The sequence below is a fragment of the Anaerocolumna jejuensis DSM 15929 genome (assembly GCF_900142215.1).
In the GTDB taxonomy this organism is placed as follows: domain Bacteria; phylum Bacillota; class Clostridia; order Lachnospirales; family Lachnospiraceae; genus Anaerocolumna; species Anaerocolumna jejuensis.
This window is the reverse complement of record NZ_FRAC01000035.1, coordinates 22046-41887: the sequence shown is the minus strand read 5'-3', so window position 1 is coordinate 41887 and position 19842 is coordinate 22046. Positions and strand designations below refer to the sequence as shown.

At 37.6% G+C, this 19842-nt stretch carries 19 protein-coding genes; all 19 read left to right on the top strand.

Translation table 11 applies throughout. From position 1 onward, the window contains the following. Window positions 1–393: 393 nt before the first annotated feature. The 19 genes from BUB77_RS25275 to BUB77_RS25185 all read left to right on the top strand — a co-directional run bounded on the left by BUB77_RS25275 (window position 394) and on the right by BUB77_RS25185 (window position 19840). Complete coding sequence (locus BUB77_RS25275; RefSeq protein ID WP_084124724.1) at window positions 394–1083, top strand: PHP-associated domain-containing protein; 690 nt, start codon at window positions 394–396, stop codon at window positions 1081–1083. A 163-nt stretch (window positions 1084–1246) separates the two neighbouring features. Then, entirely contained in the window at window positions 1247–2512 is a 1266-nt protein-coding gene (locus tag BUB77_RS25270; RefSeq protein WP_073279979.1) for a diaminopimelate decarboxylase, read from the top strand. A 445-nt stretch (window positions 2513–2957) separates the two neighbouring features. Beyond that, complete coding sequence (gene flgM, locus BUB77_RS25265; protein ID WP_073279957.1) at window positions 2958–3236, top strand: flagellar biosynthesis anti-sigma factor FlgM; 279 nt, start codon at window positions 2958–2960, stop codon at window positions 3234–3236. Between the two features lie 30 nt (window positions 3237–3266). After that, complete coding sequence (locus BUB77_RS25260) at window positions 3267–3782, top strand: flagellar protein FlgN (protein WP_084124722.1); 516 nt, start codon at window positions 3267–3269, stop codon at window positions 3780–3782. A gap of 83 nt (window positions 3783–3865) precedes the next feature. Then, window positions 3866–5614: a flagellar hook-associated protein FlgK gene (gene flgK / locus BUB77_RS25255; protein ID WP_073279956.1), complete on the top strand. Its 1749-nt coding sequence runs from the start codon at window positions 3866–3868 to the stop codon at window positions 5612–5614. 16 nt (window positions 5615–5630) lie between these two features. Beyond that, a complete protein-coding gene (flgK, locus tag BUB77_RS25250; protein WP_073279955.1) occupies window positions 5631–7382 on the top strand; it encodes a flagellar hook-associated protein FlgK in 1752 nt (583 codons plus the stop codon). Between the two features lie 75 nt (window positions 7383–7457). Next, on the top strand, window positions 7458–8954 hold the full coding sequence (flgL, locus tag BUB77_RS25245) for a flagellar hook-associated protein FlgL (RefSeq protein WP_073279954.1): 1497 nt from the start codon (window positions 7458–7460) through the stop codon (window positions 8952–8954). Between the two features lie 144 nt (window positions 8955–9098). Continuing rightward, window positions 9099–9566, top strand: a complete 468-nt coding sequence (gene fliW, locus BUB77_RS25240) for a flagellar assembly protein FliW (protein WP_073279953.1) — start codon at window positions 9099–9101, stop codon at window positions 9564–9566. Further along, window positions 9566–9787 (top strand): carbon storage regulator CsrA, encoded by a 222-nt coding sequence (gene csrA, locus BUB77_RS25235; protein WP_073279952.1) that lies wholly within the window; start codon window positions 9566–9568, stop codon window positions 9785–9787. Before fliW ends, csrA begins: the two co-directional genes overlap by 1 nt. A 93-nt stretch (window positions 9788–9880) precedes the next feature. After that, entirely contained in the window at window positions 9881–10282 is a 402-nt protein-coding gene (locus tag BUB77_RS25230) for a flagellar protein FlaG (protein WP_073279951.1), read from the top strand. A 60-nt stretch (window positions 10283–10342) separates the two neighbouring features. Beyond that, window positions 10343–12604, top strand: coding sequence for a flagellar filament capping protein FliD (gene fliD / locus BUB77_RS25225; protein ID WP_073279950.1), 2262 nt, complete (start codon window positions 10343–10345; stop codon window positions 12602–12604). A gap of 62 nt (window positions 12605–12666) precedes the next feature. Then, complete coding sequence (gene fliS / locus BUB77_RS25220; protein ID WP_073279949.1) at window positions 12667–13035, top strand: flagellar export chaperone FliS; 369 nt, start codon at window positions 12667–12669, stop codon at window positions 13033–13035. 23 nt (window positions 13036–13058) lie between these two features. Then, complete coding sequence (locus BUB77_RS25215; protein ID WP_073279948.1) at window positions 13059–13538, top strand: flagellar export chaperone FlgN; 480 nt, start codon at window positions 13059–13061, stop codon at window positions 13536–13538. Window positions 13539–13725: 187 nt separating this feature from the next. Then, window positions 13726–14553: a flagellin N-terminal helical domain-containing protein gene (locus BUB77_RS25210; RefSeq protein ID WP_073279947.1), complete on the top strand. Its 828-nt coding sequence runs from the start codon at window positions 13726–13728 to the stop codon at window positions 14551–14553. A 141-nt stretch (window positions 14554–14694) separates the two neighbouring features. Then, window positions 14695–15003, top strand: coding sequence for a hypothetical protein (locus BUB77_RS25205; RefSeq protein ID WP_073279946.1), 309 nt, complete (start codon window positions 14695–14697; stop codon window positions 15001–15003). Window positions 15004–15021: 18 nt separating this feature from the next. Further along, entirely contained in the window at window positions 15022–16824 is a 1803-nt protein-coding gene (locus BUB77_RS25200; RefSeq protein ID WP_073279945.1) for a motility associated factor glycosyltransferase family protein, read from the top strand. Between the two features lie 88 nt (window positions 16825–16912). After that, window positions 16913–17893 (top strand): NAD-dependent 4,6-dehydratase LegB, encoded by a 981-nt coding sequence (locus BUB77_RS25195; RefSeq protein ID WP_073279944.1) that lies wholly within the window; start codon window positions 16913–16915, stop codon window positions 17891–17893. 112 nt (window positions 17894–18005) lie between these two features. After that, on the top strand, window positions 18006–18665 hold the full coding sequence (locus BUB77_RS25190; RefSeq protein WP_073279943.1) for an LbetaH domain-containing protein: 660 nt from the start codon (window positions 18006–18008) through the stop codon (window positions 18663–18665). 17 nt (window positions 18666–18682) lie between these two features. Beyond that, a complete protein-coding gene (locus BUB77_RS25185; RefSeq protein ID WP_073279942.1) occupies window positions 18683–19840 on the top strand; it encodes a LegC family aminotransferase in 1158 nt (385 codons plus the stop codon). Window positions 19841–19842: the final 2 nt, after the last annotated feature.

The following is a 19842-nucleotide window of genomic DNA, read 5'->3' as shown; positions in this document are numbered from 1 at the left end:
CATCTGGGGAGTGGCAATAAACCCTTGGACATCATACGCTTCCATAAAATTCCTTCATGCGTTTGCCTTGAATTTGAAAAGATATTATTGTATATTTATGAGTAAAATTGATTTCCGTGATCAAAGAGGACTACATATTGTAAGAGACATTCAGGTATGCTATAGTAAAGCTGATTATTTTATGAATTTTACTTTTAAAAAAAACTAATAAATGGCAATGACATAACGGATGCAGCATGCTATAGGAGCTGGATTGAAAAATGCATTGCATTTTTAATCTTTCTATTTAAGCAATATCACAAGCAGGCTTGTGATATGCATTGAGATTAGTTTGAAGATTTTTACACGCAGCTTTGTGTCTGCTTCACAAAGCTTGCAGATACCGGAAAGGGCATGATTACTAATATGAAAAGCTATAAGTATGATACACATGTTCACACAAAAGAAGGAAGTGCCTGTGCCAATATAAGAGGCAGTGAACAGGCAAGATTATATAAGAAATTAGGGTATGAGGGAATTATCATTACAGATCATTTTTACAATGGAAATACGGCTGTTTCCCGAAGCTTGCCCTGGGAACAGTGGGTGGCAGGATTCATGAAGGGCTACGAAGAAGCATACAGGGAAGGCAAAAAGATCGGATTGTCTGTTTTCTTTGGATGGGAAGAGACAATACAGGGAATGGATTTTCTCATATATGGGCTTAATAAGGAGTGGCTTCTTCATAACAGGGATATACTTGGAATGAGTCTTTCCGAGCATTACAGGAAAATAAAAAAAGACGGAGGCTTCATTGTACATGCCCACCCCTTTCGTAAGTGCCTGCTGTTAGATGACATAGAACCTACCCCTGAATATGAAGATGCGGTAGAGGCAGTAAATGGCGGAAACAAGGAGCCTGTTTATAACAAGCTGGCGCAGGAATATGCCAGAATCTGGAGTAAGCCTGTAACAGGAGGTTCTGATGCCCATCACAAAAAGGACCGGCATATCGGAATTGTTGTAAATTCTCCTATTAAAACAATAAAAGATTACCAGGAAGCTGTAATGGGAGGTAATATTGCAGAAATCTTAGATTTTTGATAAAAATTAACCAAGTAATCATATTGACAAGAGGTGCTTGATATAATATAGTGTTCCTTAAAAGAAATAATATATTTTCAGACTCTAATTCGCAAATTAACTGAATGGAGAAATTTCATTGCAGCATAAGGAATCAGATAAAGACAGAAAGGAAGCGGTAGAAATGAAAAAACCTTTTGTAATAAAGGAACAGCTTGATAAGATAATAGAAGAATATCCAACTCCATTTCATCTGTACGATGAAGAAGGAATCAGAGAAAATGCAAGAAAGTTAAAGCAGGCTTTTTCCTGGAATAAAGGATTTAAAGAATATTTTGCAGTGAAGGCCACTCCTAATCCATTTATACTTCAGATACTAAAAGAGGAGGGCTGCGGAACAGATTGCTCCTCCCTGACGGAATTGATGATGGCGGAGGCTCTTGGCTTTGAGGAAAGTGAAATCATGTTTTCTTCAAATACTACGCCTCCAGAAGAATTTGTCAAGGCCAGAGAGCTGAATGCGATTATTAATCTGGATGATTTTACCCATATAGATATGTTAAAGGAATTGACAGGTATTCCGAAAACGATTTGCTGCCGTTATAACCCGGGAGGAGTATTTACCATCAGCAATGGCATTATGGACAACCCGGGAGATGCTAAGTACGGGTTTACCAAGGAGCAGATAATTGAAGGCTTTAAGAAGCTGAAGGCTTTAGGAGCTGAAGAATTCGGTATACATTCCTTCCTTGCAAGCAATACGGTATCAAATGAATATTATCCTGTACTTGCAAAGATACTCTTTGAACTTGCAGTAGAATTAAAGGAAAAGACAGGTGCCCATATCAAATTCATTAATTTATCCGGCGGCGTAGGTGTTCCTTACAAGCCGGACCAGGAGCCTAATGATATACTGGCTATCGGTGAAGGGGTAAGGAAAGCCTTTGAAGAAGTGATGGTTCCGGCCGGCATGGGTGATGTGGAAATTTATACGGAACTGGGACGCTTTATGCTGGCTCCTTATGGACACCTGGTAACTACAGCCATCCATGAGAAACATATATATAAGGAATATATTGGTTTGGATGCCTGCGCAGTTGACCTTATGAGGCCTGCCATGTATGGGGCCTATCATCATATAACGGTAATGGGGAAGGAGAATGAGCCCTGTGACCATATATATGACATAACAGGCTCCCTTTGTGAAAATAACGATAAATTTGCCATAGACCGTAAGCTGCCGGGGATTGAGAAGGGAGATATTCTCGTAATCCATGATACCGGAGCCCATGGATATGCCATGGGATACAATTATAACGGTAAACTGAAATCCGCAGAGCTTTTGCTGCAGGAGGACGGCTCGGTAAAGCTTATACGAAGAAAAGAAACTCCCAAGGATTATTTTAGCACCTTCGATTTTTGTGATGTGCTGAAGGATATGAAATATTGATTCGGTTGTCATAAATTAATCTCAGCTTTGATTAATGTATGTTCCGGAAATAGTATTAAGAGAGGTAAACTGTACTCCTTGCCATAAGCGTTAAAAAGAGCATGCCAAACACAGCTCCTTTTTCCGTTTTTGGCTCATAAGGGACAGTTTACCTCTTTTAGTAGTATGAAAAAAACCAATATACAGCCTGTTGAATTCAAAGCTAAATCAGCAGTATCCAAAATAGAATGCAAAGTGAGAAGGATTTCTTTGAAAATGTAAGGATGATATTAAGGATATGTAACAGTATGAAGCTCATGTTAACAGAGTTTTCAGCCATTATAAAGAAAAAGATATTACAATTTATGGAAAAATGATAAAAATATTGATTCTACTCTTAACATAATAGGACCAGTGACCGATAAATATTACATAGCAAATAGAAATTAGTTAGGTGGTGAAAAGAATGCGAATCGATGCATACAATAAAATTTCACAGGTTTATCAGGCAAATAATATACAAAAGCTTACCAAAAGTGTCAGCGCGTCGGGAAAAGACAAATTAGAGATATCAAGCACGGCAAAGGACTACCAGACAGCCAAGCAGGTACTCAGCCAGACACCGGATGTCCGTGAGGATAAAATTAATGCAATCAAGGCTCAGATGCAATCAGGAACTTATAACATTAATATGGAAGAGGTAGCTTCCCATATAGTTGACAAATATTTTGAAAAAACCATATGACCAAATGCAGATTTAGAAAGAGGTTAGGCTGTGGCTAGTTTAATCGAAGAATTAATCACAACATTAGGCCGGGAAAGCGAGATTTACAAAGAGCTTCTTCCTGTGGCCAGAGAAAAAACACAGATAATTGTGAAGAATGACCTGAAAGCTCTTCAGGAAATAGTCGACAAAGAGCAGACCTTAGCAGACCAGATTAATCTATTGGAGAAAAAAAGAGAAGAGGTCATAAAAAATATAGGCGTAGTAGTGAGCAGAGACCCAAAGACCATTAATATCAGGGCTGTTATACAGATGATGGAAAAACAGCCTGCTGAAAAAGACAAACTGATAGAAATACATGACACTCTAAAAAGAACCATTCAGAATCTGACAGATATCAATAATCATAATAAATCTTTGATACAACAATCCCTGGAGCTGATAGAATTCAATATGAATTTTATACAAAGTGCAAGGATGTTACCGGGAAACAACAGCTACAACAAAGGAGCAGCCCAGGTGGAAATGCTCGCTGAGCAGACAGGGATGTTCGACGCAAAGCAGTAAAACAGTAATTTCCCAACCAGAGCATTTAAAATACCAGTGCAGCAGCTTGACACTGCACAATAATACAAAAGCAGGTGAATAATATGAGCTTATCGAGCAGTTTATATGTAGGAGTTTCTGGACTTACAGCAAGTCAGAATGCACTTAATACAACAGCCCATAATCTGACTAATATCAATACAAAGGGCTATACCAGGCAACAGGTAGTAATGGCTGACTTTGGTTACCAGAAGTGGGGCGTGGATCACATATCGACCTTACAGAAGGGTCTTGGCGTAGATATCGAAACTGTAAGACAGGTTCGTAATATGTTTTTTGATAAATCTTACCGCACAGAAGTCGGAAGGCAGGGATTCTACCAGACTCAGTATGAGACAGTAACGGAAGTGGAGAGTATGTTTGGTGAAATGGAAGGTGTAGCATTCCAGAAATCCCTGAACGATTTCTGGACTTCCATGCAGGAACTTTCAAAACAGCCGGGAGCCATTGAGGTTCGTGCTAATTTTCTGCAAGATGCAAGCAGCTTTCTGGAAAGAGCAGAAAAAATATCCAACCAGCTGCAGGAATATCAAGTAAATTTAAACAAGCGGATTACGGCTAAAGTAGGTGAGGTAAATAATATTGCAAGTCAGATTCATGATCTTAACCAGAAGATAAGCGCTTATGAAAGCAATGGACTGGAGCATGCCAATGATTTAAGGGATGCAAGAAACAATCTCCTGGATGAACTTGGCGGCATTCTGAACATTTCCTACAAAGAAAACTCAAATGGAGTTGTAACAGTATTGGCAGAAGGTATGCCGCTGGTAACGGAAAATGAAACCTTTAAGATGGAGGTTGCGAAGGTCAGTGATTCTTCTGACCTGCTAAAACCTGTATGGTCTTCTTTTAACCAGGATGTATTCCGTCTGGATCTGCCGATTTCAACAGAGAATAATACGGATATTGGATCCTTAAAGGGATTGCTGGTATCAAGAGGCTCGGATAAGGCGAATTATACGGATATACCGGTAAAACCGGTCCGTACGGCAACTATGACAGATGCCCAGTACGATGCTGCCATGGCTGACTATACAAATAAAGTAGACGATTATAACAAAAATATTAATGTTTCGGTCGTTATGACAGTACAGGCACAGTTCGACCAGCTGATTCATGGAATTGTTACATCGGTTAATGATATATTTTGCCCCAACAAAGAAGTAACGGTGGGAGGAAAGACTTTTAAGGTCCTTGATAAGGAAAATGCTCCTTATGGTATGGATATACCGGATTATACCCAGGGCGAGGCATTGTTCAACAGGAAATCTGTTTCCAGATACAGGGATCCGGATGCTTCTGACCCTATTGAAAGCCTATTGCCTGCAGGAACTAAAATATACGTAGAGGAAGACCCGAATAATGTATACTCCTTATTTACAGTAGGAGAAATTGAAATCAATCCCTTAATATCCAAAAATTATTCCAAGCTTCCTTTGAATGCAGGAGCGGGAACAGGGGGCTTTGATCAAAAGGCAGCAGAAAAATTACTGGATCTGTGGCAGCAGCCTTTTTTAGCCTTGTCACCAAACAGTCTTGCGGTTTCTAAATTTAAAGACTATTATACAAATTTCACGGGGGAGCTGGCGACCAGAGGAAAAGAACTGGATTCAACCAGCCAGAACCAGGCATCTATGGTCAAATATATAGATGATAAAAGACAGGGAATTATGGGGGTATCCTCTGATGAAGAGCTTACCAATCTGATAAAATATCAACATGCTTACAATGCTTCCTCGCGGTTTATTACTGTAATTGACCAGATGATGGAACATATCGTAACCAAACTATAAGAAACGAGGTGGAAGGATGCCGTCAACATTTTTTGGATTATCTATCGGAACATCAGGATTATATACATATCAGGCTGGAATCACTACAACAGCCCATAATATATCCAATATTGAAACGAAAGGCTATACAAGACAGATCTTAAATCAACAGGCTTCTGATGCAATCAGGGTGAATGGTTCTTATGGTATGGTGGGAACAGGGGTAACTGCTACCGGAATATCACAGGCAAGGGATGTCTATTATGATTTGAAATACCGTAATAACAATACGGTAAGCGGTGAATATCAGGCAAAAACATATTACATGACAGAAATAGAGAGCTATTTGAATGATGTGTCAAAGGAGGGTTTTACTACCGCTTATAATGCGTTCTTTGACAAGCTTCAGGAATTATCAAAGAACCCCTCCAGCAACACAACAAGGACTCAGATTGTAAGTTTTGCAAAGAATCTGACAGAGTATTTTAACGGCATGGCTACCAGCCTTTCAAGCATACAACAGGAATGCAACTTTGAAGTAAAAAACCAGGTTGACAGGATTAATTCCCTGGGACAGCAGATTGCCCAGGTAACAAAGCAAATAAATGCTTTGGAATCAAGCGGCGGTTCTGCCAATGATTTGAGAGACCAGAGAAATCTGTTGGTAGATGAGCTGTCCGGCATTGTGAATGTATCTGTCAGCGAAAATGTAGTGGGGCAGAATGTAGGTGTTACCAGCTATACTATAAAAATTGAAGGGCAGACTCTTGTTGAGGGGGGAGATTATAACACCCTTAAGGTGGTTCCCCGGGATGCAAAGGTGAATCAAAATGATGCGGACGGTCTTTATGATATACAATGGGACAATGGGAATGATTTTGCATTCCAGAACAGTGCCTCAAAAGGATATTTAAACTCTCTTTTACAGGTTAGGGACGGAAATAACCAGGAGATATTAAGCGGCTCGGTAAAGTCAGTCAGCGCGGATAAAAAGACTGTTACGCTAAGTAATACCAGTATTGATGCCGTTGAAAAACTGAACATTCCTTCAGAGGGTTATATTACAATAGATAACCAGCTGTGCAAATATAAAAGTGTTGAAGTAAAGGATGTCGGCGGAAAGCTTGAATACACCTTTCATTTTGAGGATGAGACAAATGCTGTTGCAGGCAGTTCGGCTGCCGTTGGCAAAAGCATTGATTACAAAGGTATTCCCTATTATATGGGGCAGCTTAATGAGCTTGTAAGGACATTTTCTGAGAATTTCAACAGTGTCCATAAGAAAGGATATGACCTGAATAATAACAAAGGTAAGGATGTCTTTACGGGTGTTATGCCTTCCGGAGATGATTATGACCTGGATACGGCAGGGTATTATAGTATGACGGCAGCTAACTTCTCTGTATCTCAGGAAATCTTTAAAAGTCCGTCTATGATAGCAGCCTCCGGAAAGATAATTACCGACGGCGTAGAAGATAAGACGATAGTAGATGAATTAATAGCATTAAAAAATAAGACCTCCATGTTCAAACAGGGAACGCCGGCTTCATTTTTCCAGACACTGATAGCTGAAGTAGGTGTTGATACTAAAAAAGCCGCAAATAATGATAAAAATCAAAGTGACATCCTTAAAATGATCAGCAATCAAAGATTGTCGGTATCCGGAGTGGATGCGGATGAAGAAGCAATGAATCTGCAATTGTATCAGAATGCGTGGAACTTATCAGCTAAGGTTATTTCTGTTATGAATGAAATTTATGACAAGCTGATTAACGGTACGGCAGTATAAATATTAGGTGCGAAATGAGACATGAATATATACCAGCCGGAGACTTGAGGAAGCATCCGGGAAAGGGGCATACAGATGAGAATAACCAATAAAATGATGACCAATAATATGCTGTCAAACATTAATAATAATAAAAATCTGCTCAATACATTGGATGAACAGTATTCTACGGGGAAAAAGATACAGCGCCCTTCCCAGGATCCTATCATAGCTGTAAGAGCGTTAAAGTTAAGAACCAATTTATCCGAATTGAACCAGTACTACGAAAAGAATATTCCCGATGCCAGATCATGGATGGACATGTCAGAAGAAGCTCTTAAGAACATGAATGAAATCTTATCTAAGATAAATACTAGTTGTGTACAGGGAGCCGCTGATAGCTATAATCCCTCAAACAGAGACAGTATAGCGGAAACGTTGAATGAGATGAAAAAACAGATGTACCAGGAAGGCAATTCCAATTATGCCGGAAGATACATATTTACGGGCTATAAAACCAACAGCACCATGAGTTTTGAAGAGAATGTTACAAAAAATTATGAAATAACACAGGAATTTACCGGTAAAGATATTGAAGCACTGACCAAGGTCAATACGAAGGATGCTGCTTTGCCGTCTGCATTACCGGGAGAAATAGTTCCTTCGGTTCTAAATACCCATAGATTACGGCTGGCATATGGGGATGTAGATGGGATGGTAGGACAGATTAAATTCACGGATGATACAAAACCGGTACCGGTGGATTTACCAGGCAGTCCTGCTACCGTAAATGTTATTTCGGTAAATGATGCAGCGGCTTATAAACCGGCGCCTGGAACTATTAATTTAATCAAAGAAACCGGCGAGATGGTTATATCCGACGAAACAACAACAGTACCGCCGTTGGTGAATTTGTATGATAATATGAAAAATGCCGCTCATATTACAGTAACTTACAGCAAATCCAATTTTATAGAAGGTGATTTGCAGCCGGAACATTATTTTAACTGCGTTGATAAAACAGATGCTGCGAAGCCGATAACCTATACACAAGCCGATCAGCAGATACAGTATGAAATAAATTTTAATCAGAAGCTTACAATAAATACACAGGGCAAGGATGCATTTGATCATAATATCGGAAGAGATATTGATGAAATAATCGCAGCAGTTAATGACGTACAACTCACAGAAAAAAACATTGCAGAGGTTAAAAAGCAGCTGGAAGACAAGAGTCTTTCGCAGCCGCAAATTGACGCGCTTAACGTAAGGCTGACCAATCTTCAGACAGAGCAGAAGCTTAAAACGGATGTCATGCAGAGTAAGTTCAATAAGGGAATAATTGGAAGCAAAAGTGCCCAGGATAAAATGAGTACAGCAACGGCTGAACTGGGAGCACGCTCTGTCAGACTAAACCTGACAGAAGACAGGCTATCCAACCAACAGGTGGATTTTGAAGAGCTAATGTCAAATAATGAGGATGCAGATATTGCGGAAACCTATATCAGACTAAATTCAGCCCAGACCTTATATACGGCATCTCTGAACGCGGCAGGAAAAGCGGTAAAGACAAGCTTGCTGGATTTTCTGTAAGATTGGCTCTTATATAAGTTGAATGAAGGCATAAACTAAAACTCTATTTATATAGGAGAGGAAATCATAAGCGCAATCATATGAATATACCGGTAGTATAAATGACATACTACTGAACAGAGAGGATAAAAGGGCGGATTCAGTATGCTGATACAGACAAAGTATTTTGGGCAGGTTGATATAGAGGAAGAGAAGATAATAGTGTTTCCAAGAGGAATCATGGGATTTGAGAATTACACCAGCTATACGATTCTTTACGATATTGAAGAAACAGAAGAATTCAGTATTTCATGGCTGCAGAGCACGGAAGAAGCCAGCCTTGCTATTCCGGTAGTTAATCCCCTTTATATCAGGCAGGACTATAATCCTTTAGTGGAAGATGAAGTGTTAAAAGACCTTGGTGAAATAAAGGAAAACAATCTGGTAATACTCCTTACCATGACCGTCCCTTCAGACGTCACAAAGACTTCAGTGAATTTGAAGGCTCCCTTTATTATTAATGCAGATACCAGGAAAGGCTGCCAGATAATTGCAGACAATCCTGATTATGAAATAAAATATAACGTATATGAACATGTTAAGAGAATAAAGCGGCAGAAGGGAGAGAGCTGATGCTGGCCCTTACACGAAAACAAAATGAATCCATTATAATCGGAAATGATGTTGAAATATCAATATTGGAAATCAAGGGTGACCAGGTCAAAATTGGAATTAATGCCCCAAAATCCATACCGGTATATCGAAAGGAAATCTATTTGCAGATTCAGGATGCCAATAAAGAAGCGGCAGACAGCCAAATCTCAGCGGATACCCTGAAAAAGCTTCTGGAATAAAGGTTAACTAATTTCATCATTGGCCGATATATATATAAATAAACATTGTATAATTATTATGGATAGTTTTTAAAACACATGGAGGTGGTTACGTTGGCAATAAATTCAATTACCAATGCAGCAGCTAATTATTCCGACATGAAGACAGATATAGTAGTGTCGAAAACATTAGCAGAGAGCAAAGTTTTACCGTCAACAAGTACCAGGGAAGGTACTGAATTTAAGGGAATAGGTACAACTGCAAAGGATGAGCAGCAGACAAATGATGCAAATGCAAAAAGAATCAAGAGCTTAGTAGAGGGTGCCAATAAACAAGCTGGCGATGGCAGAAGGGTATGCGAATATTCCTATCATGAAGACATAGGAAGAATATCCATTAAAGTCAAAGATGCTGTAACAAACGAAGTGATTAAGGAGATTCCATCAGAAGACGTTATTAAAATGATTGAGAAGCTTTGGGAGTCGGCAGGGATTATGGTGGACAAAAAACTTTAATTACAAAATAGCCTGCCCCCGTTAAGAGGAGGAAAGAATATGCCAATACGAATGTCAGGGATGATTTCAGGACTTGATACAGACACGATTGTAAAACAACTGGTAAGTGCTCAAAAATTAAAATACAAGAAAACAAATGATAAGCAGACACTATTAACTTGGAAGCAGGAAAAGTGGAAAGATCTGAATACAAAATTATTTAAATTGTATACGACTGATTTGAGCAAGATGAGGCTGTCGGGCAACTATTTGAGTAAAGCAGTTACTTCATCAAATGATTCTCTGGTGAAAGTAACCGGTGATTCAACGGCACCATTAGGTTCTCATAAAATTACAGTCAATCAGTTGGCTAATGCCCAGAATGTAACTGGAGCTAAAATATCAGTTGATAAAAAAGGAAAAGAAGTAACTAATAATACAACTCTGCAAGACCTTGGAGTTATCGCCGGAGATGGCAAGAATACTGTTATCACAATCAAAAATGGTACCAAAGAACAAAAGTTGGTTGTAACAAAAGATACCACTTTGAATGATTTTGTGGAAAGCTGTAAGAGCGCCGGATTGACTGCAAACTTTGATACTTCCCAGAAGAAATTATTTATTGGCTCCATAAATAGCGGAGAAGAGTATAAATTTTCAATAACATCAAGTGAAGTTGATGAAAATGCAGCTATAGCCCTCCAAAATATAAAGGACATGGCGAACTACAGCGGTCTTGACACTGCAGGTAAAAGTGCCGTTGATAGTGCTGTAAACACATTAAGGCAACTCTCGGATGCAGAGTTGACAGCCTTATATGAGCATGCTAATGATTCTTCCTATAAGCCTACGACGGATGCGGAAAGTAAGCAGCTTAGTGCTCTAAAAACTATACAGAACTATGCGCTTTCTAAAACACAGGCGGATAGCAAAACAACAGCTGTGAACTATGCTAAAGGGGAAGCGGAGACAAATGTATTAAACAGCTTGACTGGTGGTTACCAAGAATCTGATGCTAATAAAATGCAGAATCTTATTTCTTATGTTAAGAGTACTAACAGCACTCTAACAGATGCTGATGCTGAGATTGTAGCAAAGAAGCTGGATAAGCAGAATTATGCTGTCCAGAAGAATATCGAAAAAGAAGCAGAGGCAGCAATTGCTAATGGAACCCTTGTGTTGGGTGAAGGAGAAGATGCAGCCTCATATGCACAAGCGCAAGTGGCAGGACTCAGCCAGGTAGAACTTAACAGTAAATTTCAGAGGCTTGTAGATATAGAATATGCTTCGTCTAATATCCAGCAAAAGCAACAGGAAAAATATGATTCCCTTTATAATGATCAAAAAATACAGGATATTAAGTCAGCAGTAAATAATAATATCAGTTCTTATAAAACTGAGCTGGATAAAGGTGCAGCAGGCGCAGGTGTTTTGGGGGCCTTGGGACTAGGCGAAATTGATGGAACTGCTACTACACAACCCCCTTCCGGTTCAGATGCTATGGTAGTTGTGGCAGCCAGTAACTCTAGCATAACATTGGATGGAGCTACGCTTACCGGCACAAGTAATACTATTGTTGCAAATGGCTTGACAATTACTGCAACAGGGCTGACAACAGCAGGCCAGTTTATAAGTATAAATGTTGCAAATAACAGCCAGGCTAACTATGATATGGTTAAAAATTTTGTCAAATCTTATAATGACATCCTAAAAGAAATGAATACCTTATATTATGCTGGTTCGACCAGGGATTATGCTCCTCTAAGCGATGATGAGAAAGCAAGTATGTCAGACGATCAGGTTGAAAAGTGGGAAACTAAAATAAAGGATTCCATCTTAAGAAGAGATGATACATTAGGATCTCTGACAACTGCCATGAAGCAGGCATTGCAATCTTCTGTAACATATAATGGAAAGCAATATTCGCTGGCAGCCTTTGGAATAACAACTTCAAAGGATTATACAGAAAAGGGTTTGTTACATATAGCCGGAGATAAAGACGACACGGCGTATTCTACTTCAGCGGATAAACTTTTAAAGGCTTTCAATGAAGATCCTGATGCTGCGGCTAACGCACTTGCAGGAATTGCACAGAATCTGTATAAAACGATGACTGATAAGATGAGTTCCATCCCCAATGTGCGGAGTATCTATACTTTTTATAATGATAAAGAGATGGCAACGGAACAGTTAAGTTTAAAGAAAAAAATAGCTGAAAATGAAGATAAGCTTACAGCTTTGGAAAATAAATACTATAAGCAATTTTCTGCAATGGAAACTGCTATGGCGAAGCTTCAGTCACAAACCAATGCATTATCAGGTCTGTTAGGTACTTCTTCATAAGATAAATATGAGAAGACAAGAGATTGCATTGAAAAAAAGGATTTGCAGCAGGAGGTATAAAAATGCAGTTTAATGCTGCCACAGCTTATCAGAATAACAAGATAAATACTGCAACGCCAGCAGAGTTGACACTGATGCTGTATGAAGGAATGATTAAATTCTGTAATATAGCTATTATGGCACTGGATGAGGAAAATTACGAGAGGGTTAATACCAATATTTTAAAAACGGAAAAAATTCTGAATCATCTTCGAAGTACATTGGAGTATAAATATCCGGTGGCAAAAGACTTTGAAAATATATACCAGTATATCTATGACCAGTTGGTATTAGCTAATGTACATAAAGACAAGGAACTATTGGAAGAAATGACGGAAGAAATACGTGGTATGCGGGACACTTGGAAGGAAGTCATAAAAAGTACCAAATAAGAAACCTGGTATGGGAGCACTGTATGGATGATATAACCTGTTTTAATATTTTAATTGATACCCTTACTAAAAAGAGCAATATTCTAGATGAATTGACTGCTCTTACGGAAAAGCAAAAGACATGTATGGAGGAAACGCCCTTCCATTATGATTTATTTGACTCTTACATGGATGACAAGGAACAGCTAATTGAAACATTAAACCAATTGGATAATGGATTCGATAAAGTATATTCTCATTTGAAAAGTGATGTATTGATTACACTGCCAAAGTATGAGCATCAGATAAAAAGGCTGAAAGAATTAATTGTGTGTATCACGGAAAAGAGCCTAAGGCTGGAGGGGTTTGAACAATCTAACAAGAGAAGCCTTGAGATTATTTTACGGATACAAAAGAAAGAAGTAAGGGATATAAAGCAGAACAATAGTATGGCCATGAAGTATTATAAGAACATGTCAGGTTCCGAATCCTATGAATCTTGTTTTTTAGACAAAAAAAAATAAAATTTTAAAAAAACTATAAAGTATCATAAGAGGAAAGCCGATATAATTATTGTATATAACAAGTTGGTTGTTTTATTGCAGGAGCGTACGGCCGGCTGTAAACAACAAAACGTTATAAAGAATAGATATACCAAAAAATTAAATAGGTAGCATGGATGCTGCTTACATTCCAAGGAGGAAAAAGACTATGGTAATTCAACATAATATGAACGCTGCTAATACAAACAGACAGTTAGGTGCCACAACAACTAATTTAGGAAAAACAACAGAGAAGTTATCTTCTGGTTATAAGATTAATCGTGCTGGTGATAATGCTGCTGGACTTTCCATTTCTGAGAAAATGAGAAGCCAGATTAGAGGTCTTGATCAGGGCTCTACCAATGCACAGGATGGTATCTCTTTGATTCAGACAGCAGAAGGTGCTTTAAATGAAACACATTCTATTCTTCAAAGAATGAGAGAATTAGCAGTTCAGTCTGCAAATGGTACTAATCAATCAGAAGATAGAACAGCATTAAATGATGAAGTAACTCAGCTGAAAGCTGAAGTTAACCGTATTGCTAGTCAGACACAGTTTAATGGAATGAATCTATTAGATGGTAGCTTTTCAGCAACTAAAGCACTTAAACTTCAGGTTGGTGCAAATGGTGGGCAGACAATTTCCGCTGTTATTAAAGATATGAGCATGACTTCTATTCTCAGTGGTAAAGTTTCTCCTGATGTTACAGATTTCGCTAAAGCTACAAGTGCTCTTTCTGCTATTGATAAAGCGATTGCTAATGTATCAGCTCAGAGATCCAGCTTAGGTGCTATTCAGAACCGTCTGGAACATACGATTGCTAATACTGATAATACTTCTGAAAACCTGCAGGCTGCTGAGTCACGTATCCGTGATACAGATATTGCCAAGGAAATGGTTAAATACTCCAAAGATTCCGTTTTGCAGCAGGCAGCACAGTCTATGCTTGCACAGGCAAATCAGTCTACTCAAGGTGTTCTTTCATTATTAAAGTAATATCAGTAGTTTTTTAACCTGCTATTTCCAAATAGGGTTGACATATGTCAACCCTATTTTAATATAATGAAACGGGTACGGTTGTTGTAAGTAATTAGATCGGAAAGAAATAAAAGGATTTTAAGAGCAAAGAGGTAGAAGATGGATGATATAAAGGAATGTATATTAGAAGCAATTAATAGAATAGAGAATACCTGCACCTTGCTATATCAGAATAAACTAGAAGAAGGGAATGCGGGGATATGTAAAACAATAGATGGTATTATAACAGTTGTAGATGCGGTTAATTCATATAACAGGGATGGTAATAGGGTTCAATATGACCTGTTGGAGCTGAACAGATGCCTGGTAGAGACAGAGAAGGCTTTGAAGGTTGGGGATTTTGTTTTATATTCCGATATTTTATATTATGATATACGGAGTATTTTTTTGGAGCTATTGAAAATTTAGCATGTATAGGGGCATGGAATGATGGACTTTTATGAAAAAAATACTAAAGCGATGGAAAAAATTAAAAACAGTTTGTTTTGCAAACTTGATTCAAAGGAAAAAGTGGAATGTGGAGCCTGTGAGATATCTTCTGAAGAAGCAAAAGACAGTTCGAAGATACTTTTTCTTGCCGATAATAGTGGAAAATATCGATTGAACAGTATGTACAGTCCGGAAAATGAAGCGAAGATATGGGCAGAACAGTTTGATTTTTATTATATAAATGCAATTATTGCCATGTTTGGTCTGGCTAATGGATATATGGCACGTGAAGTACGTAGAAGAATGAACACAGGCAGTTGTTTAATTATTTATGAGCCTTCTTGCCAAGTGTTTTTACATATATTGAATAATTATGATATATCAGATATATTAGAAGATGAAAATGTTATTCTAATAGTGAAGGGGATTAACGAAAAAGATTTCCACAACTATTATGGTGCATTTCTGGGAATTGAAAATGCTGCCGGACAGCTATTCATTGTGCATCCGAAATATGATATTATCTTTGCGATGGAATTCAGGGATTTTTATAAAGAGATTAGAGATGCGAATGTACATATGTCATTAAACAATAACACACGGGTACGTTTTGCGGAAAAAGATATTGAAAATATTCTTTTGAATTTGCCGTATTTAAAAGATAGTGTTTCCTTGTATGAACTTGCAGAAGTACTTCCGGTAGATATACCAGCAGTAATAGTAGCAGCAGGACCGTCTGTAGAAGAGAGTATAGAGCAGTTAAAGGAAATAAAAGGGAGAGCAGTAATAGTAGCAGTGGATCGGGTATTGGATTTTTTATTGGATAACGGAATTAAACCAGACATGCTTGTAACTCTAGACGGAATAAAAAAGTTAGAATATTTTTCTAGGCGTAGCAACATCCATATTCCCATGGTTTGCCGTATGGAATCGAGTCATGCGGTTATGAATGCTCATAAAGGAATGAAAATTATTTACTGCGATAATGAATATGTCGGAGAATTATTCAGAATAACAGGACATATTCCTCCGTTTGTAACTTCCGGCGCTTCCGTTGCAACAACAGCCTTTGAATGCTGTCTTGCAATAGGGATAAAGAAGATTATATTGGTTGGGCAGGACTTGGCCTATAAGGATGGTAAAAGCCACATGGGCGGAATTACAGAGGAAATTGGGCAGGATGATGTGTATGTTGAAGGTGTGAACGGAAAGATGGTGCGCTCAAGGTATGATTGGAAAGAATATCTAGCGCATTTCAATGATAGAATTAGAAATACTCCTGAGGTGGAAGTGATTGATACTAAGTTAGAGGGTGCTAAAATCGAGAGAGCCAAATATATTCCCTTGAAAGATGTTATTGATGATCTGCCGGATAGAAACTTTAATATGGAACAGTTCTGCCAAAGTATTAGCCGCATAACGGCAGAAGAATACAATAAGGTGCAGAAATATATGCAAAATTCCCTTTTGGAAATTGATCAAATATTGGAAAATGCAGAGAAAGGACTTAAAAATTGTAGACAATTGCTGAAAGGTAAAATTGATAAGAATAAAGAGAAAAGATTGGGAAGAAAATTACTGGAATTAAATGATACTATTTACGGATTGAAAAGTTTTTCCTTGATGGATGACTTGGTTACAACTAAAAATTCTATTGATTTAGATGGGATTTATTATTTTTCGGAAGACTTGAAAGAAAATAATAGGATAACCTATGAGAAAGCCGCAAAACTATATGAAATTATATTGGAAGTGGGAAATGACTTAAAGACCAGGATAGAAGACATAAGATCGATATAAAAAGGTACTTATGGAGACTGTGTTTTATAATTACTATAATATTCATTCATTTAATTTAATTACGAATAATTAGTGTGGAGGTACTGTTATGCCTAAAATACTTGTTACTGGATCGGATGGATTTATTGGTAGCCATCTAACAGAAATGCTAATAAATCAAGGAGCGGAAGTAAGAGCTTTTACATTATATAATTCTTTTAATACCTGGGGATGGTTGGATACTCTGCCTAAAAATATTATAAAAAATGTAGAAATATTCCAAGGGGATATTAGAGATCCTAATGGTGTCAGAGAAGCACTGAAAGGTATTGATACAGTGTATCATTTGGCGGCACTCATTGCAATTCCTTTCAGCTATCATTCTCCAGATACTTATGTCGATACTAATATCAAAGGTACATTAAATATTTTACAAGCGGCAAAAGATTTAGATACCTCTAGAATATTGATTACCTCTACTTCGGAAGTGTATGGAACAGCCCAATATATTCCTATTGATGAAAAACATCCTTTTCAGGGACAATCCCCATATTCTGCTACTAAAATAGGTGCAGATAGATTGGCTGAGTCATTCTATCGGAGTTTTGATATACCCTTAACGATAGTACGCCCTTTTAATACTTATGGGCCCAGACAATCTGCACGAGCTGTAATCCCGACTATTATTACACAATTGCTTTCTGGAAAAACTGAGATTATGCTTGGAGCTATAACTCCGACGAGAGATTTTAGCTATGTTAAAGATACTGCAAATGGTTTTATTGAGATTGCCAAATCGAATAAAACCATTGGAGAAGAGATTAATATTGCAACACAGAAAGAAATATCCATTGAGCAGCTCGCAAAAGAACTGATTAGTCAAATAAATCCAACTGCTAAAATTATTTGCGATGAACAAAGACTTAGGCCAGAGAAGAGCGAAGTAAATAGACTATTAGGTTCAAACAAGAAGATTAAAGAACTGACTGATTGGAGACCACAATACACTTTTGAACAGGGATTGGCTGAAACGATAGCATTTTTAAAAGAGAATTTAGATAAATATAAACCAGAAATATATAACTTATAAGTCATTAAATATATATTCAAAAGTACTTGGGCATATAAGCGTTACCATATATAATGTATGTAAACTTAAGTTGTGTAGAGCAAATATATGCTAAGGATTATGAGGTTAAATAATGATTGTAGAAATTGGAAAAGCAGACTTGATAAATCACGTAAATAGGCAACTTACCAACATGTTTGGCCCATCTGATGATGTTGAGCCATATATTAATGTGACTTTGCAAAAATGCGAAAAATGTTTTCAAGTAAATAAGAGCTCCTATTACCGCAATGATCAGCAGGAGTTGTTTTTTTCTCCTTATCATTCCGGGCAATATTCTATTTTTTTATATTATTTATCAAACACGATTCATTTGATTGGCAACAATAAGAAGTTGGCGTCCATTGTATATTATTTGAATAAAATTTTACATTCCGTAGATTGGTATTACGAAATAAGGCTTCCGGAATATTGGGGAGTGGAGCACCCTGTAGGTAGTGTTTTAGGAAAAGCAAAGTATAGTAACGGACTCTTTCTATATCAAGGGTGTACCATTGGCGGAAACAAAGGAAAATATCCGGTAATTGGAGAAAATGTTATATTGTATGCAAATTCTACTATCTTAGGAGATTCCAAAATAGGCAGCAATGTTCTGGTATCTACAGGAACAATTATAAAAGATGATACAATTCCGGATAATTGCATTGTATTTGGACAATCACCAAATTTAATAATTAAAAATAAGGATAAAAACTATTTGGACCTTATGATTTCACATTTTTGGTCTATCTAGTTGGAATGAGGTACAGGATGGATAAATTTATACCACTATCGGTTCCTAATTTAAAAGGAAGAGAAGTAGAGTATGTCACTACAGCAGTTGAAACGGAATGGGTTTCTACCGGAGGTCCTTATGTAAATGAATTTGAAGAGAAGATAGCCCAGTATGTTCATTCGGAGGGAGCTGTTTCTTGCCAAAACGGAACTTCAGGCATTCATGTTGCACTGCAGGTATGTGGTGTTACAGGAGAGGATGAGGTTATTGTTCCTACGTTAACCTTTATAGCTGCTGTAAATCCAGTAAAATATATCCATGCAGATACAGTTTTTATGGATTGCGATGATTCTCTGACTATGGATCCAGATAAATTAATGGGTTTTATGCAGCGTGAGTGTATATTTACAGATAGAAGACTTATTAACAAGAGGACAAATAAGCAGATTAAGGCGATTATTGTAGTTCATGTGTTCGGCAATCTAGCGGATATGGAAGTGATTATGAAAATTGCTGACGAGTTTAATTTGATTGTGATTGAAGATGCTACAGAAGCCCTTGGCACTTATTATAAAGAAGGTAGGTATAAAGGTAAATATGCCGGTACGATTGGTACTGTGGGTATTTATTCCTTCAATGGTAATAAGATTATTACTACTGGTGGCGGTGGAATGATTGTTTCCGCCAATAAAGAATTATTAAGGAGAGCCAAGCATCTAACGACTCAGGCGAAAAGTGACGAATTATACTTTATTCATGATGAAATAGGGTATAATTACCGCATGACTAACTTACAGGCAGCACTGGGCTTAGCACAATTGGAGCAGTTAGAGGATTTTATTATAACAAAGAAAAAAAATTATGAGCTTTACCAGAAAAATTTTCGAGATATTCAGGGATTATCATTAATGGATTATAGAAGTAATACCAGATGGAATAGCTGGTTTTATTCAATGTTTTGTGATGATACATATCCAATGAACCGAGATGAAGTAATTCGGTATTTGTCATCAAAAGGAATACAAGCCAGGCCGGTATGGGGATTGATACATACTCAAGGGCCTTATTTAGATAGTCAAAATTATTATATTGAGAAGGCGGAACATTATCTGAAACATATTGTAAATATACCGTGCAGTTCTAATCTTTCGGAAGAGGATTTGTTATATGTGGTAGAATGCCTTAAAGTATAATG